General features: G+C 74.1%; 14 protein-coding genes and 1 pseudogene. 3 read left to right on the top strand and 12 right to left on the bottom strand.

Annotation, left to right across the window (positions count from 1 at the left end):
* Nucleotides 1–53: 53 nt before the first annotated feature.
* Nucleotides 54–788: a TetR/AcrR family transcriptional regulator gene (locus ABD345_RS22825; protein WP_344554450.1), complete on the top strand. Its 735-nt coding sequence runs from the start codon at nt 54–56 to the stop codon at nt 786–788.
* Nucleotides 789–795: 7 nt separating this feature from the next.
* Here the strand turns inward: ABD345_RS22825 and ABD345_RS22820 are convergent, their stop codons facing one another.
* The gene (locus tag ABD345_RS22820) at nt 796–1,194 is read right to left on the bottom strand and encodes a VOC family protein (protein WP_344554449.1); all 399 of its coding nucleotides are present in this window, start codon (nt 1,192–1,194) and stop codon (nt 796–798) included.
* Nucleotides 1,195–1,339: 145 nt separating this feature from the next.
* Here ABD345_RS22820 and ABD345_RS22815 point away from each other — a divergent pair, with 145 nt between their 5' ends.
* A complete protein-coding gene (locus ABD345_RS22815; RefSeq protein ID WP_344554448.1) occupies nt 1,340–2,344 on the top strand; it encodes a helix-turn-helix transcriptional regulator in 1,005 nt (334 codons plus the stop codon).
* Nucleotides 2,345–2,372: 28 nt separating this feature from the next.
* Here ABD345_RS22815 and ABD345_RS22810 read toward each other — a convergent pair whose 3' ends face one another.
* The 6 genes from ABD345_RS22810 to ABD345_RS22785 all read right to left on the bottom strand — a co-directional run bounded on the left by ABD345_RS22810 (nt 2,373) and on the right by ABD345_RS22785 (nt 7,652).
* Complete coding sequence (locus ABD345_RS22810; RefSeq protein ID WP_344554447.1) at nt 2,373–2,924, bottom strand: DUF1697 domain-containing protein; 552 nt, start codon at nt 2,922–2,924, stop codon at nt 2,373–2,375.
* Nucleotides 2,925–2,979: 55 nt separating this feature from the next.
* Nucleotides 2,980–4,020 (bottom strand): NAD(P)-dependent alcohol dehydrogenase, encoded by a 1,041-nt coding sequence (locus tag ABD345_RS22805; RefSeq protein WP_344554446.1) that lies wholly within the window; start codon nt 4,018–4,020, stop codon nt 2,980–2,982.
* A 58-nt stretch (nt 4,021–4,078) separates the two neighbouring features.
* A complete protein-coding gene (locus tag ABD345_RS22800) occupies nt 4,079–4,834 on the bottom strand; it encodes an SDR family NAD(P)-dependent oxidoreductase (protein WP_344554445.1) in 756 nt (251 codons plus the stop codon).
* Between the two features lie 69 nt (nt 4,835–4,903).
* Complete coding sequence (locus ABD345_RS22795) at nt 4,904–5,545, bottom strand: TetR/AcrR family transcriptional regulator (protein ID WP_344554444.1); 642 nt, start codon at nt 5,543–5,545, stop codon at nt 4,904–4,906.
* A 103-nt stretch (nt 5,546–5,648) separates the two neighbouring features.
* Nucleotides 5,649–6,401, bottom strand: a complete 753-nt coding sequence (locus tag ABD345_RS22790; protein WP_344554443.1) for a hemerythrin domain-containing protein — start codon at nt 6,399–6,401, stop codon at nt 5,649–5,651.
* Between the two features lie 210 nt (nt 6,402–6,611).
* Nucleotides 6,612–7,652: an alpha/beta hydrolase gene (locus ABD345_RS22785; RefSeq protein ID WP_344554442.1), complete on the bottom strand. Its 1,041-nt coding sequence runs from the start codon at nt 7,650–7,652 to the stop codon at nt 6,612–6,614.
* Between the two features lie 352 nt (nt 7,653–8,004).
* Here ABD345_RS22785 and ABD345_RS22780 point away from each other — a divergent pair, with 352 nt between their 5' ends.
* On the top strand, nt 8,005–8,751 hold the full coding sequence (locus tag ABD345_RS22780) for an SDR family oxidoreductase (RefSeq protein ID WP_380273044.1): 747 nt from the start codon (nt 8,005–8,007) through the stop codon (nt 8,749–8,751).
* A 133-nt stretch (nt 8,752–8,884) separates the two neighbouring features.
* Here ABD345_RS22780 and ABD345_RS22775 read toward each other — a convergent pair whose 3' ends face one another.
* From ABD345_RS22775 to ABD345_RS40335, 5 genes and pseudogenes are all read right to left on the bottom strand, one after another.
* A complete protein-coding gene (locus tag ABD345_RS22775; protein ID WP_344554440.1) occupies nt 8,885–11,038 on the bottom strand; it encodes a carbohydrate binding domain-containing protein in 2,154 nt (717 codons plus the stop codon).
* A 312-nt stretch (nt 11,039–11,350) separates the two neighbouring features.
* Nucleotides 11,351–12,532 carry a macrolide family glycosyltransferase gene (locus ABD345_RS22770; protein WP_344554439.1) on the bottom strand — a complete coding sequence of 394 codons (1,182 nt, stop codon included), beginning with the start codon at nt 12,530–12,532 and terminating at the stop codon, nt 11,351–11,353.
* 304 nt (nt 12,533–12,836) lie between these two features.
* Nucleotides 12,837–13,175, bottom strand: coding sequence for a P-II family nitrogen regulator (locus ABD345_RS22765; RefSeq protein WP_014135467.1), 339 nt, complete (start codon nt 13,173–13,175; stop codon nt 12,837–12,839).
* Complete coding sequence (locus ABD345_RS22760) at nt 13,172–14,503, bottom strand: ammonium transporter (protein ID WP_344554438.1); 1,332 nt, start codon at nt 14,501–14,503, stop codon at nt 13,172–13,174. The genes ABD345_RS22765 and ABD345_RS22760 overlap by 4 nt, the downstream gene beginning before the upstream one ends.
* Before the next feature lie 170 nt (nt 14,504–14,673).
* Nucleotides 14,674–14,769 (bottom strand): annotated as a pseudogene (locus tag ABD345_RS40335) (neutral zinc metalloprotease); the annotation flags it as partial.

The raw sequence follows: 14,769 nt of genomic DNA, 5'->3' as shown, positions 1-14,769 counted from the left end.
GGACCCGCTCTCCACTACGCTGGCCCGGGCAGCGAGGAACCGAGGAGCAGGCCATGAGCGACGCCACCACCGGCAGCACCCCCCGGGGGACGGGCGACCTGCGCTCCCGGATGCTGGAGGCCGCCGAGGACCTGCTGGAGGAGTCCCCCGACAACGACGTCTCGACCCGTGCCGTCTGCGAGGCGGTCGGCGTGAAGCAGCCCGTGCTGTACCGGCTGTTCGGCGACAAGAACGGCCTGCTGACCGCGCTGGTCGCGCACGGCTTCGAGCGCTACATCGGCCGCAAGCAGAGCCTGGCCGTCACCGCCGACCCGGTCGCCGACCTGCGCGCGGGCTGGGACGACCACCTGGACTTCGCGCTCTCCAACCGGGCGCTGTACCGGCTGATGTTCTCGCCGGTGCTGCCCGAGGTGCCGGACACCGCCGCCCGGATCTTCGAGCTGCTCAAGCGGACCCTGGAGCGGTGCGCGGCGGTCGGCGCGCTGCGGATCCCCACCGACGAGGCCGCGCAGACGATCCTGGCCGCCAACGTCGGCGTCACCCTGAGCCTGCTCTCCCAGCCGGAGCGGTTCGCCGACCCGGCCCTGCCGACCCGGGTCCGGGACGCGGTGTTCGCCGCCTGCCTGGACGAGTCGGCCGCCGCGGCCGCCCCCGAGGAGGACCGACTCGCCGCCGCCGCCCGCCAGTTGGAGGCTCAGCTGAAGCAGCGGACCGGCCCGCTGGGCGAGGCCGAGACCGCCCTGCTGCTGGTCTGGCTGGGCACCCTCCAGCACCCCTCCACCGCCTGACGTACCGTCAGACCCCTTGCCGGGCTCGGGCTTCCGGCGTCACCGGCGTGAAGAGGTTGACCAGGGTGCCGTCCGGGTCGCGGAGCAGCAGCGAGCGGTTGCCCCACGGCAGGGTGGCCGGTCCGCTGACGAACTCCGCGCCGGCGTCGGCCAGTCGGCGGTGCAGCAGGTCGACGTCCTCGACCAGGAACTCCACGATGGCGCTGCGGTTCGCGGCCGGCTCGGCCGAGCCCGGGGCGAACAGCGGCACAGTGCGGGTGCTGCCGATCGCCAACGTCCCGGCGGGCGTGCGGAGTTCGGCGAAGTCGGGGGTGGGCCGGACGGCGGTCAGGCCGGTGACCTGCTCGTAGAACGCGACCAGGCGGTCGACGTCGGCGGTGATCAGGCGGACGGAGACGAGGTTCATGCGGGGCTCCCGTGCAGTGTTCCAGCGGTTCCAGTACGGCGGTTCCGGCTTCCGGCTTCCGGCTTCCGGCTTCCGGCTTCCGGCTTCCGACGCTAGCGGTGATACCGGACGGAATCCGCCCGGTATCGGGAGGAGAATCGGCGGCATGACCCGACCCCTGGCCCGCGTCCTCGCCCTGCTGGAACTGCTGCAGTCCGGCGGCGTCCGGACCGTCGCGGAGCTGGCCGAACGGCTGGAGGTGGACGAGCGCACCGTACGCCGGTACGTCGCGCACCTGGTCGACCTCGACCTGCCGGTGGAGTCGGTGCGCGGCCGCTACGGCGGCTACCGGCTCGCGCCCGGGCACCGGATGCCGCCGCTGATGCTCACCGACGAGGAGGCGCTGGCGGCCCTGTTCGGCCTGGCCGCCGCGCAGCGGGCCGGGTTGTCCGCGGCCTCCGCCACCGCGGGCGAGACGGCCGCCGCGAAGATCCGCCGGGTGCTGCCGCCCCGGCTCGCCCACCGCCTGGACGCCCTGCTGTCGGCGCTGTCCTTCACCGCCGCGCCCGCCGCGCCCGCCGCGGCCCCCGATCCGGAGGCGCTGCTGACCGTCGCCGACGCGGTGCGCCACCGCCGCCCGCTGGCCTTCCGCTACACCCCCGCGACCGGCCCCGCCCGCGAGCCCACCGCCACCCGCACCGCCGACCGCACCACCGAGCGGACCGTCCGGCCGTACGGGCTGGTGCTGCACGCGGGCCGCTGGTACCTGACCGGCTGGGACACCGGGGCCGACGCGGAGCGGCTGTTCCGGCTCGACCGGCTGGCCGCGCCGCGCCCGCTGCCGGGCACCTTCGACCCGCCCGCCGGGCCGGACCCGGCCGAACGCGTCCTGCGCGCCCTGGCCACCGCCCCGCACCGGCACCGGGTCCGGCTGCGGGTCCGGGCGGACGCCGGGCTGATCCGCAGCCGGCTGCCCGCCGGGCTGGCCCTGGTCGGCGGGCCGGACGCCGAGGGCTGGTCGGACGTCGAACTGCGGGTGGCCGAACTCGACTGGCTGCCGGGCGTGTTGGCGGCCCTGGACCGCCCGTTCACGATCGTCGAGCCGGCCGGACTCCGCGTCCTGGTCGCGGAGCTGGCCGAACGACTGGCCGCCGCGGCCCGCCCGGACTGACCCGACCGACCGGCCCCGCGGCCCGTCCTCAGCCCTTGCGGGCCGCCGCGGCGATCTTCCCGGTGGTGTGGAAGAACCGCGAAGTCGCCTGCCCGCGGTACGACGGGGGGAACGCGGTGGCCGGGTTGCCGTTCAACCGGCCGTTGCGCAGGTGCATCACCACGAACGCCGCGTCCGCGGTGGCGCCGATCATCTCCCAGTCGCCCTTCGGCGAGGCGACCGGCAGCGCGGCCACGACCTCCTCCGGCAGCGGCTCGGACAGGAACAGCACGCACAGCCGCTGGTCCTCGCTGGGCTCCACGGCGGCGAACGGCTCCAGCGCGAGCAGCGCCTCGACCTCCCCGACCGTCCGCAGCATGACCGGCACCGGGTAGCCGAGCCCGGCCTCCAGGCCGGCTTCGATCCGGTCCGCCAGCGCCGCCCGGTCGGTCTCGGCGGAGCGGAAGAACACGTTCCCGCTCTGGATGTAGGTACGCACCCCCTCCAGCCCCAACTCCGCGAACAGCTCCCGCAGCCGGTCCATCTTCACGGTGCGGCCACCGACGTTGATCGCCCGCAGGAAGGCGATGTAGGTCTCCATCCGGCCGAGTGTAGGCGCGGCCACCGACGGCGTCGGTGGCCGCGCCGACCGCGGGTCAGCCGTTCGGCAGGATCACCGCGCGCCCGTTGACCTTGCCCGCGTGCAGCCGCTCGTAGGCGAGCGGCGCCTCGTCGATGCCGTACGTCTCGACGTGCACGTCGACCGCGCCGACCCGGGCCAGGTCGAGCACCTCGATCAGCTCGGAGCGGCTGCCCCAGTACGGGGAGGTGACGGAGACCTCGTAGGGCAGCGCGCCGAAGCCGACCTCCAGGCTGCCGCCGCCGATGCCCACGATGGTGACGTCGCCCTCGACGGCGGCCAGCTGCCCGGCCAGGGCCGTGGTGGGCGGGGCGCCGACGAAGTCGAAGACGGCCTGCGCGCCCAGCCCGGCGGTCAGTTCGCGGACCTTGCCCGCCGCCGCGCCGTCCGAGAGCACCGCCTCGTGGGCGCCGACCGTGCGGGCCAGCGCGAGCTTCTCCTCGGTGACGTCCAGCGCGATCACCCGGGCCGCGGTCATCGCCCGCAGCAGCTGGATCGCGACGTGCCCGAGGCCGCCGGTGCCGATGACGACCGCCGTGGAGCCGGGGACGAGCTTGGGCAGCGAGCGCTTGATGGCGTGGTACGGCGTCAGTCCGGCGTCGGTGAGCGGGACGGTGCGCACCGGGTCGAGGTCGCCGAGCGGGACGAGGTGCCGCGGGTCGTCGACGACCATGTACTCGGCCATCGCGCCGGGCGCGCCCAGCCCGGGCGGCATGATGCCGAGGTCGTTCGCGCGCAGGCAGTAGTTCTCCTTGCCCTCGGCGCACTTGGCGCAGCTGCCGCAGCCCCACGGGCCGTACACGGCGACCGACTCGCCCTCGGTGAGGCCGGTGACGCCCGCGCCGAGCGCGGCGACGGTGCCGACGCCCTCGTGGCCGAGGGTCAGCGGCAGCGGGAACGGCAGCTGCTCGGCCGTCCAGCTCATCACCGCGATGTCGGAGTGGCAGACGCCCGCGGCGGTGACCTTCAGCAGGACCTGCCCGGGGCCGGGCTCGGGGTCGGGGACGGTGACCACCTCGGGGTGGCCGCCGACGGTGCGGTACTGGACTGCCTTCATGGTTTCGACGCTCCTTCGCGCGCGGGTCCCCCGGGAAACGGCCCCCCCTGGCGGTGGGTCAGCGGGCGGCGTAGCCGCCGTCGACCAGGTGGTAGCTGCCGGTGACGAAGGACGCCCGGTCCGACAGCAGGAAGGCGGTCAGCTCGGCGACCTCCTCGGCGCGGCCGAGGCGTCCGGCGGGGTGCAGCGAGATCAGCAGTTCGCGCCCGGCCGGGTCGGTGTCCTTGAGCAGCGGGGTGTCGATGAAGCCGGGGCCCACCGCGTTGACCCGCACGCCCTGCGGGGCGTACTCGATCGCGGTGGTCTTGGTCAGGCCGACCACGCCGTGCTTGGCGGCGACGTACGCGGGCGAGCCGGCGAAGCCGTTGGTGCCGAGGATGGAGGCCATGTTGACGACGGCGCCGCCGCCGGCCGCCAGGATCTCCGGCAGTTCGTAGCGCAGCGAGTAGAAGACGCCGTCCAGGTTGGTGGCCAGCACCCGGCGCCACGCCTCGGGGTCGTACTCGCCGGTGGGGGCGGACGGGCCGCCGATGCCGGCGTTGTTGACGGCGAGGCTGAGCGGGCCGAGGCCCTCGACGGTGGCCCGGACGGCGGCCTCGACCGAGGCCGGGTCGGTGACGTCGAGCCGCACGGCCAGCGCCTTGGCGCCGGTGGCCTCGATGGCGGCGGCGGCTTCGCGGGCGCCGTCCAGGTTGTAGTCGGCGATCGCGACGTTCGCGCCGCGTTCGGCGAGCAGGGTGGCGGTGGCCAGGCCGATGCCGGAGGCGCCTCCGGTGACGAGGGCGGTGCGGCCGGCGAACTCCTGGGTGGTCATGACTGGTTCCTCTCGTACGCCGCGCGAAGGGGTGGGCGCGGGTGGTGCTGGTTCCGGACCGACGGGTGGTCAGTGCGGGGGTTCGGCCGCGGCCAGGTCGAAGGCGCGGTCGAGCAGGGTGGGCAGGTCGCCCGCGGGGTCGCGCACCCAGGTGCGGGTGGCGGCGTGCAGGGCGGCGACGCCGAGGCCGACGGCGACGGCGGGGCGCAGGTCGGTCTCCGGGTGCAGGCCGAGCCGGGCGGCGACCAGCCGGATCGAGCGCTCCTCCTCGGCGACCGAGATCCGCCGGAACGCGGCGGTCAGCGCGGGCTCCTCGTCGATCAGCACGAACAGGTCGCGCATGCCGGGGCGGCGGTGCCAGGCGGGGTGCTCGGGGTCGGGGTCGTGCAGCCAGGCGGCGACGGCGGCCCGGTAGGCGGCGACCGGGGTCTCGGCGGCGGGCCGGGCGGCCAGCGCCTCGTTGATCCGGGCGAAGTCGGCGCGCAGGCAGTCCAGGACGGCGTCCTCGCGGGAGCCGAAGTGGCGGCTGAAGGTGCGCCGGGAGACGTCGGCGGCGTCGGTGACGTCCTCGACGGCGAGGGCGGCGAGGCCGTGCTCCAGGGTGAGGCGCAGGGCGGCGGCGGCCAGCGCCTCCCGGGTGCGGCGGGCCTTGCGGTCGCGCCGCCCGGTCTCGCCCGGAACGGCTCCGGGTGCGGGCTGCTCGCTGCTCATGGCCCCACCGTACTACCAAAAATGTCCCGGCGGGACATCAGTCCCGCCGGGACATCTGCCCCGGGCCGTGCTGCTCACGCCCCGGACGGGTCCGGGGCACCGGTCACTGCCCGGTCGGCCCCCACAACCGGTCGGTGCAGCGGGCGTACGTGTCGCGCCAGTGCGGCCAGTGCCGCACCGTCTCGTCGTCGCAGTCGGCGAGCAGCCGGTCGACCTGCGCCGGGTCGACGCCCTCCAGCAGCCACACCAGGGCGTCGGACGCGGACGGGCCGTCGGCCAGGCGCAGCAGGTCGAGCAGTTCGGGCAGGGTGCCGATCCGGGAGCCGGGCGGGAAGACGCCCGCCATCCGGGGCAGCAGCTGGCGCTCCTCGATCCGCAGGTGGGTCTCCACCCGGGCGGCCAGCTCCTCGACCGCGTAGGAGACCGGCCAGGCGCTGGCCGGGTCGCGGGTGGCGATGCCGACCAGGGTGGTGGTGCGGGTGAAGCACTGGTCGAGGTTGTGGTGGTCGGACTCCAACCAGTTCAGCAGCAGCCGCAGTTCGGGCGCGAAGCGGCGCAGCAGCGGCCACAGCCGGGTGTCCTGCTGCTCGTGGTGGCAGGTGATCATGGCGGTGACGAAGTCCCAGTGCCGCTTGAGCGCCTGGGCGGACTCGTGGTCCTCGGGCTGGAGCAGCCGGAGCGCCTGCGGGATGCGGGCCAGGTCGCGCCGGACGGCGGCGTGCACCAGGCGCAGTCCGGCGAACGGGAGGAGCTCGACCGCCGGGGCGGCGGGCGCCGGGGCCTGCCGGACGGCGGTGCCGTCGCCCGACGGTGCCGGGGTGGTCGCGGGGCCGACGGACAGCAGGTGACGGGACATGGCGCTCTCTTCACGACGGTCTGGGGCTGGCCGGAGCGGGAGCCGCGGTGCGGCGCCCCGGTCCAGTTCTCCGGTCCACGGCTCCAGGGTGTCCACACTCCATCAGGGGCGAATGAACGACCGATTGATGCGCAGGTCAGCGCGTTTTCCAGGCGTCCCGTGACGGTTTCTGACGAAGCTCCGCCCTCGTCCGCGGGCGGTGGTCCGGGCTCAGTCGGACTCCGGCCCGGCGGTGTTGGCGGTCAGCCACTCCAGCGCGGTGGGGATCATCTTCTTGAAGTCCGAGGTGAGGTGCTTGCCGCCGGGCTGCTCGTAGTACTCCACGGTGGTGGGGGTCTTGGCCTTGGCCACCCAGTTCTTGACCAGCTTGGTCTCGTACGGGTTGGCGCCGCCCGCGGTGGCCAGCATCCGCACGTCCGCGGTGCCGGCCCCGACCAGCTGGTCGGGGCTGTTGGCCTGGCGCTCCTGCTCGTGGCCCTTCCACAGCGGCGAGTCGGGGTTCCAGTAGCCGTCGATCGGGACGGCCGCCTTGAACACCTCGGGGTGCTGGAGCGCCAGCTTGGCACTGCAGAACGCGCCGGTGGAGGCGCCCATCACGGCCCAGCCGTCGCGGCCCCTGAGGGTGCGGAAGTTGGCCCGGACGAAGTCCGGGATGTCCTCGGCCATCCAGGTGCCGATCTTCGGCTGGCCGGGGATGTCGGCGCACTCCAGCGCCTTGGACTCGTTGGAGTCGAGGTTCTGCACCGGCATGATCATGATGAACGGGTGGGCCCGGCCCTCGGCGACCAACTGCTGGTCGATCTCCTGGATCGGCAGCTGGTCGTCGGTCCAGGTGTTGTAGCCGGCGCTCTGCCCGCCCGCGTACAGGGTCAGCACCGGGAAGCCGGTCTTCGCGTACTTCGGGTCGTCGTACTGCGGGGGCAGCCAGACCCAGACCTTGCCGCTGACCCCGGACTTGGCGCCGGCCAGGGTGGTCATCATGATCGGGCCGGCCCCGGTGTCGCGGACCTCGGAGAGCCGGGCGGCCGGGCCGGTCGGCATCAGCACCTTGGACGGCTTCGGCGGCGGGCTGCTGCTGGCGGGCGCGGAGGGCGCGGCGGACGCGGCGGAGCCGTGGTCGGTGGAGATCGCCGCCCGGGCGTCGGCGGCGCCGCCGCCGGAACCGCCGCAGGCGGCGAGCGGGGCGGCGAGGACGAGCAGGACGGCGGCCGCCCACGGGCGGCGGACGGCGGTGCGGGGCTGCGGCAGCACGGTGGTCTCTCCGGGCGGAGGGCCGGCCCGGCAGCCGGGCGGGGCCCTGGTCAGTGTGTGTCGGGAGGGCCGCGACGCTTCCACCGGCACACCCCGGGTGCGGCCCCGGCCGCACGCGCTGCGGCGGTCCGGGCCTCCCGTGATCCTATGACGTGCCGTCCCCCGGAGCCGGTTGCGACGGGGCCCGGGACCCGCCGTCCGGCGGGGGTGGTTCCGGCCGGTCGGCGGGGGTGCGGGCGGCCCGGCGGCGGGATTGGACGTTCCTCCGGCTGACGCGGCGCCCCGGTCCGGCGATCATGGGGTTCCGCGTCCGGAGCCCGCGCGGCCGGAAACCACCCCGAGGAGTGTGCGCGTGTCCCAGCAGGTTGCCGTCATCACCGGTGCGGGCAGCGGCGTCGGCCGCGCCGTGGCCCGCGAACTCGCCTCGGCCGGCTGGCGGCTGGTGCTGGCCGGACGCCGGGCCGCGCCGCTGGCGGAGACCGCCGCCGGGCTCGGCCCGGACCGGGTGCTGACGGTGCCCGCCGACGTCACCGACGAGGAGCGGGTGGAGGCGCTGTTCGACGCCGCGACCGGGCACTTCGGCCGGATCGACCTGCTGTTCAACAACGCCGGGACGTTCGGCCGCCCCGCGCCGGTGGAGGAGGTGACGGCGGCCGACTGGCGGGCCGTGGTGGACCTCAACCTGACCGGCGCGTTCCTCTGCGCGCGCGCCGCGTTCCGCCGGATGAAGGAGCAGGACCCGCAGGGCGGACGGATCGTCAACAACGGCTCGGTCTCCGCCCACGTGCCGCGCCCGTACGCCGTCGCCTACACCGCGACCAAGCACGCCGTCACCGGCCTGACCCGCGCCCTGTCGCTGGAGGGCCGCCCGTACCGGATCGCCTGCGGGCAGATCGACATCGGCAACGCGGCCACCGACATGACGGCGGCGATGAGCACCGGGGTGCGGCAGGCGGACGGCCGGACCGCGCCCGAACCGACCATGGACGTCGCGGACGTGGCCCGGACCGTCCGTCACATGGCCGAGCTGCCGCTGGGGGCGAACGTGCAGTTCGCCACCGTGATGGCCACCGCGATGCCGTACGTCGGCCGGGGCTGAGCGACGGGGCCCGGGCCCGCCCGCCCGGTGCTTCCGGGACGGGCGGAATCCCGGCTCCCCCGGAGCCGGGATTCCATCCGTTCGGGCGGTTCGGCCGCCCGGGCCGTGACCCACCGGCCATCGGCTACCGGGCTCAGCTGCGCCAGGTGTCGTTCAGCGTGACCTTTCCGCTCGCCGGGACGGTCGCGGTGCGGTTGGCGCCGCTCTCCCAGGTGACGTTCCCGGCGGCGTCCTTGCGGACGTACTTGTACTGGACGGCGGTGCCCGCGTTCAGCGCCACGTCCAGCTTCCACACCGGGTAGGCGGCGGAGGAGAGCGGCAGCGCCTTCGAGGTGTCCCAGCCGCCCAGCTCGGCCGCGTCGCCGACCACGTAGATGTTCTGGCCGACCGTGGTGGTGGCGTTGACCGCGAAGGACGCGCCGGAGCCGACCGACGGGGAGGAGGACGCGGACGCGGAGGCCGACGCGGAGGGCGAGGCCGAGGCCGACGGCGAGGCGGTGGCGCACGGGTCGCCGGAGCCGATCGCGCCGTCCTTGACGGTGACGTTCCCGGTGCCCAGGGCGTAGTTGTTGCCGCCGTTGTTGTCCCAGGTGCCGTTGCCGTTGTTGAAGGTGGCGGCGAGGCCGGTGGCGGTGCCGAGGCTGACGGTCTTCTTCACCCAGCCGGTGCAGGCCGCGTCCATCGCCACGCCGGGGGCGGTGGTCCAACTGCCGCCGGTGGGCGCGTAGTGCAGGTCGTAGGCCGACCAGTTCTTGTTCGTCGAGTAGAAGACGGTGGCGCTGTTCCCGCTGCCGGTCGGGGAGGAGGACGGCGAGGCGGACGCGGAGGCCGACGGGGTCGGGGTTGGGGTGGCGGTGGAGTTGCCGCCCGCGCCGACGTACAGGGCGACCGCGTCGCCCGCGCCGACGGTGGCGGTGAACTTGCCGTCCGAGCCGACGGCGTAGCTCTGGCCGGTGCAGCCGCCGTTCACCGGGTCGCCGTGCTGGACGTCGCAGTAGGTGCCGGCCGGCAGCGAGGTCTGGAAGGTCTGGGTGATCGGGCCGGACTCCCGGTTGATCGCCACGTAGCCCTTGTTGCCGCGGCCGAAGCCGATCGCGTTGTTGCCGTTGGACCACCAGTTGGTCATGCCGGTGCCGGAGACCGCGTTGCGGAAGCCGACCATGTTGGCGACCTGGCGCCAGGCGTGGGTGCAGTTCCAGCCGTCCTGGTAGCAGGCGTTGACCGTGCCGCCGTTGGGCGGGCCGTCGTCGTTGCTGCTGAACGCGTAGCCGGAGTAGACGTTCGGCGAGCCGTACGGGTTCGCCAGCATGAAGACGTTGGCCAGCGTGTAGGCGGAGCCGTACTTGTAGGTGAGGGTCGAGCCGTTGCGCTCGGTGTCCCAGTTGTCGACGAAGGTGCGGGCCTGGGCGGAGCCGAGCAGGCCGCTGCCCCAGCTCTGCAGGTCGGAGATCCGGCCGCCGTTGAAGGCGCTCTTCAGCCAGGTCGCGGAGCGGAACTCGTCGACGTCGCCGTTGCCGGTGTACTCGGAGGGCTGGACGGCCTCGCCCGCGCCGTAGATGACCTCCTGCACCCAGTAGGCGTTCGGGTTGCTCGTCCTGGCCTTGATGGCGGCCAGGTCGCCGGCGGCGATGTGCTTGGCGGCGTCGATCCGGAAGCCGTCGACGCCCAGGGTGAGCAGGTCGTTCAGGTAGTTGGCGATGGTCTGCTGGACGTAGCTGGAGCCGGTGTTCAGGTCGGAGAGGCCGACCAGCTCGCAGTTCTGCACGTTGGAGCGGTCGCCGTAGTTGCTGATCGACGTCCGGCAGGAGTGGAAGTCCTGGTCCTGGTAGTAGCCCGGGTAGTTGTACTTGGTGTAGTTGGTGCCGCCGGTGCCGGTGCCGCTGCCCGCGCTCATGTGGTTGACCACCGCGTCGGCGATCACCTTGACGCCCGCGGCGTGGCAGGTGTTGACCATGTTCTGGAACGAGGTGCGGTCGCCGAGCCGGCCGGCGATCTTGTAGCTGACGGGCTGGTAGGAGGTCCACCACTGGCCGCCCTGGATGTGCTCCTCGGCCGGGGAGACCTCGACGAAGCCGTAGCCCTCGGGACCGAGGGTGTCGGTGCACGCCTTGGCGACCGAGTCGAACTTCCACTCGAAGAGGGTGGCGGTGACGTCCTTGCCGCCCGGCGGGGTGGCGGTGGCGGTGGGCGCGAGCGTGAGCCCGGCGCCGACCGAGAGGCCGAGCGCCGCGAGCGCGGTGGTGGCGGCGGCGAGGCGCCTTCTGCGGGCGGGGGCGGAGGTGGGCAAGGGGGCACTCCTGGGGGGTGGCCCGGGCCGCGGACGCAGGTCGCGGAACGGGAGGCGGCAGGGTGGGGGGCCGCGACGGCGGGGGTGGTGCCGTCAGTGCGACGGGGGGAGGGTCGCGACTGCAAGGACGCTGCAAAGCCGTTGAAACTTGCTGGAAACTTGCAGTGGCATGACCATAGGGTCCCCCCGGACGCCCGTCAAGAGAGGTTGCACGGCCGTGACCTGCTGCTGATCACCCCCGGGAACGCGCGCGCCGGCCCGCCGCTGACGGTGCGTCAACGGCGGGCCGACGCGTTCCGGACTCCGGGGAGGTCAGCCCAGCTGCTGCTCGATCAGGCCGCAGGCCCGGGCGGTGCCGCCCTCGGAGCGCGCCCGGGCGCTCAGTTCGCGCGAGCGGGCCGCCACCGCCGGGCTCCCGGTCAGCTCGGCCAGCGCCGCCCGCAGCGCCTGCGGCGTCGCGTCCGCCGTGTCGATCCGGCGGGCCACGCCGAGCTCGACCAGCCGGTCGGCGTTCATGAACTGCTCGGCGGCCTGCGGCACCGCGATCATCGGCACCCCTGCGAGCAGGCCCTCCCCGCAGCCGCCCATCCCGGCGTGCGTGACGAAGGCGTCGGCCTGCGCCAGCACCGCCCGCTGCGGCACCCAGGGGTGCACCTCGACGCCGGGCGGGACCTCGCCGAGCTCCGCCGGGTCGGTGTGCTTCCCGATCTGCAGCACCAGGTGCCAGCCGGGCAGGCCGCCGAAGGCCGCCAGGCAGTTGCGGTAGAACTCCGGCTGCCGGGTGAAGGCGGAGCCGAGCGAGACCAGCAGCACCTTCTCCGCCCCGGCCGGGCGCCGCCAACTCCCCTGCTCGGCCCGCAGGTCGAAGCACGGGCCGACGAAGTCCACCGCCTTCCGGTCGACCCGGTCGGCGTGCGGCTGCATCGCCTCGGTGATCATCGCGACGGCCCGGGCCGGGCGCCCGGAGAACTCGTCCACGTCGAGCGTGGTGGCGCCGCTGCCGGCCAGCCACTCGGCGAACCGGCCGAAGTAGGCTTCCGCGCCCGGCAGTTGGTGCAGCTGACCGCCGATCTCGTCCTGATAGCCGTCCCAGCCGACGATCGTCGGCGAGAGCTGCACGATCGGCCGGCCCTGCGCCTCGGCCAGCGCCCGGGCCGCGTAGGCGCCGATGTCGTACAGGTAGAGGTCGGCCGGGTCGGCGTCGTAGTGCGCGCGCAGCCGGGGCAGCATGGCGATCGCGTCCTCCAGGAAGACCCGCATGGCGCCGATCGGGTCCGCGGGCCAGTCGTGGTCGGCGACCGGCAGGGTGGAGGGGTGCGGGACGAGTTCGGCGCCGGTGGGGGCGATCAGTTCGGCGACCGCGGGGTCGTTGACGTACGTCACCCGGTGGCCGCGGGCGACGAGTTCGCGGATCACTTCCAGGCTGGGGCGGACGTGGCTGACGGCCGGGATGCCGACCATGGCGATGTGGGCACGGCGGGACGCACGGGTCATGCGGAGAGCACCTGCTTCCGTTCTACGGGGGCGTGGACAACACACCGCACCACCGGGCGCTGCCGCGAGGGGCGCGCGCGGGCGGGCGGGACGCACGGGCTCGGGGCACTGCCCCGGCCGCGTCAGCCGTAGATCTGCTGGAAGGAGGACATACCGGGACCCTAACCCGGAACCGCCCGCCCCGCATCCGATTAACGGACGCGCCGACGAGCGCGCCGACGGACGCACCAACGGGCGCGCCGGGGAACGGCGGAGGCCCCCGGGGGGACGGACTCCCGGGGGCCGCAACCGAGTTGTCGGACCGTCAGACCGCGTCCGGCCCGCGCTCGCCGGTGCGGACCCGGACGATGCCGTCCACCGGCACCACCCACACCTTGCCGTCGCCGATCTTCCCGGTCCGGGCGGCGGCCACGATCGCGTCGGTGACCCGCTCGGCGTCCTCGTCCTCCACCACCACCTCGATCCGGACCTTGGGCACCAGGTCGATCCGGTACTCCGCGCCGCGGTAGACCTCGGTGTGGCCGTGCTGCCGCCCGTAGCCGCTGGCCTCGGTGACGGTCAGGCCGTGCACGCCGAGCTCCTGCAGCGCGGTCTTGACCTCGTCCAGCTTGAACGGCTTGACGACGGCGGTGATCAGCTTCATACCGTGCGGGTCCTGTCGGAGGCGGGCGCACCGTGCGGGTGCACGCTGGTGGCGTGGGCGCTGGCGGAGCCGTGGCCCAGGACGCCGTGATCGTACGCGTTCTCGGCGTGCACGGCGAGGTCCAGACCGGTGAGTTCGTGCTCGGGCGCGGCCCGGAAGCCCATCACCCGGTCGATCGCCAGGCCGATGCCGTAGGTCGCGCCGAACGCGTACCCGGCGACCACCAGCACCGCGACCAGCTGCTTGCCGAGCTGGCCGAGGCCGCCGCCGTGCAGCAGTCCGGCGGGGCCGCCGGTCATCACGGCGGTGGCGAACACGCCGATCAGCAGGGTGCCCAGGACGCCGGCCACGAAGTGCACGCCGACCACGTCCAGCGAGTCGTCGTAGTTCAGCCGGAACTTCCAGCTGACGGCGTAGCAGCAGACCACGCCGGCGGCCAGGCCGACGACCAGGGCGCCGAACAGGTCGACGCTGCCGCAGGAGGGGGTGATGGCGACCAGTCCGGCGACCGCGCCGGAGGCGGCGCCGAGGGTGGTGGCGTGGCCGTCGCGCTTCTTCTCCACCAGCAGCCAGCCGAGCAGGCCCGCGCAGCCGGCCGCCTGGGTGTTGAGGACCGCGGCGGCGGCCAGGCCGTTGGCGCCCATCGCGGAGCCGCCGTTGAAGCCGAACCAGCCGAACCAGAGCAGGCCCGCGCCGAGCAGCACCAGCGGGAGGTTGTGCGGGCGCATCGCCTCCTTCTTGAAGCCGAGCCGCGGGCCGAGCAGCAGGGCCAGGGCGAGGCCGCTGGCGCCGCAGTCGATCTCGACGACGGTGCCGCCGGCGAAGTCGAGGGCGCCCAGGTGCTTGAGGATCCAGCCGTCGGGGGCGAACACCCAGTGCGCGACCGGCACGTAGACCAGCAGCGTCCACACCGCGGTGAAGGCGACCCAGGAGCCGAACTTGGCCCGGTCGGCGATGGCGCCGGAGATCAGCGCGGCGGTGATGATCGCGAAGGTCAGCTGGAAGGTCGCGAACAGCAGGGTGGGGACGTCCCCGGTGAGGCTGTGCGGGGTGATGCCGGCCATGCCGAGGTGGTCGAGCGAGCCGATCAGGCCCCAGCCGGCGTCCGTGCCGAAGGCCAGCGAGTAGCCCGCGAGCAGCCAGACCACGGTGACCACGGCGATCGACACGAAGCTCATCATGATCATGTTGAGCACGCTCTTGGTGCGCACCATGCCGCCGTAGAACAGCGCCAGGCCCGGCGTCATCAGCAGCACGAGCGCGGTGCAGGCCAGCAGCCAGGCGGTGTCGCCGCTGTCCAGGGTGGGTGGGGAGTCAGCGAGGAGCATGCGGGGAGTGTCGCCGGGCCGGATTTCGGGTCGCCGTCACCGGTGTTTCGGCGGTGTTTCGTGTTGCCCGGGGGTTTCCTGGATCTCACCGTCCGGACGCCCGGCGGGCGGCGCGCCGGGGCCCGGCAGCCGGAGGGGTGCGGCTGCCGGGCCCCGGTGGATCAGCGGGGTCAGCCGGTCTGGACGGCGGTGTCGTCGATCACGAAGGAGGTCTGCAGCGAGGCGTCCTCGACCGCGCTGAACTTCACCGTGACGCTCTGGCCCGC

The organism is Kitasatospora saccharophila, from assembly GCF_039529925.1.
Classification (GTDB): domain Bacteria; phylum Actinomycetota; class Actinomycetes; order Streptomycetales; family Streptomycetaceae; genus Kitasatospora; species Kitasatospora saccharophila.
Note: the sequence above shows the minus strand (reverse complement) of the source record. Positions and strands in the feature narration are given on the sequence as shown.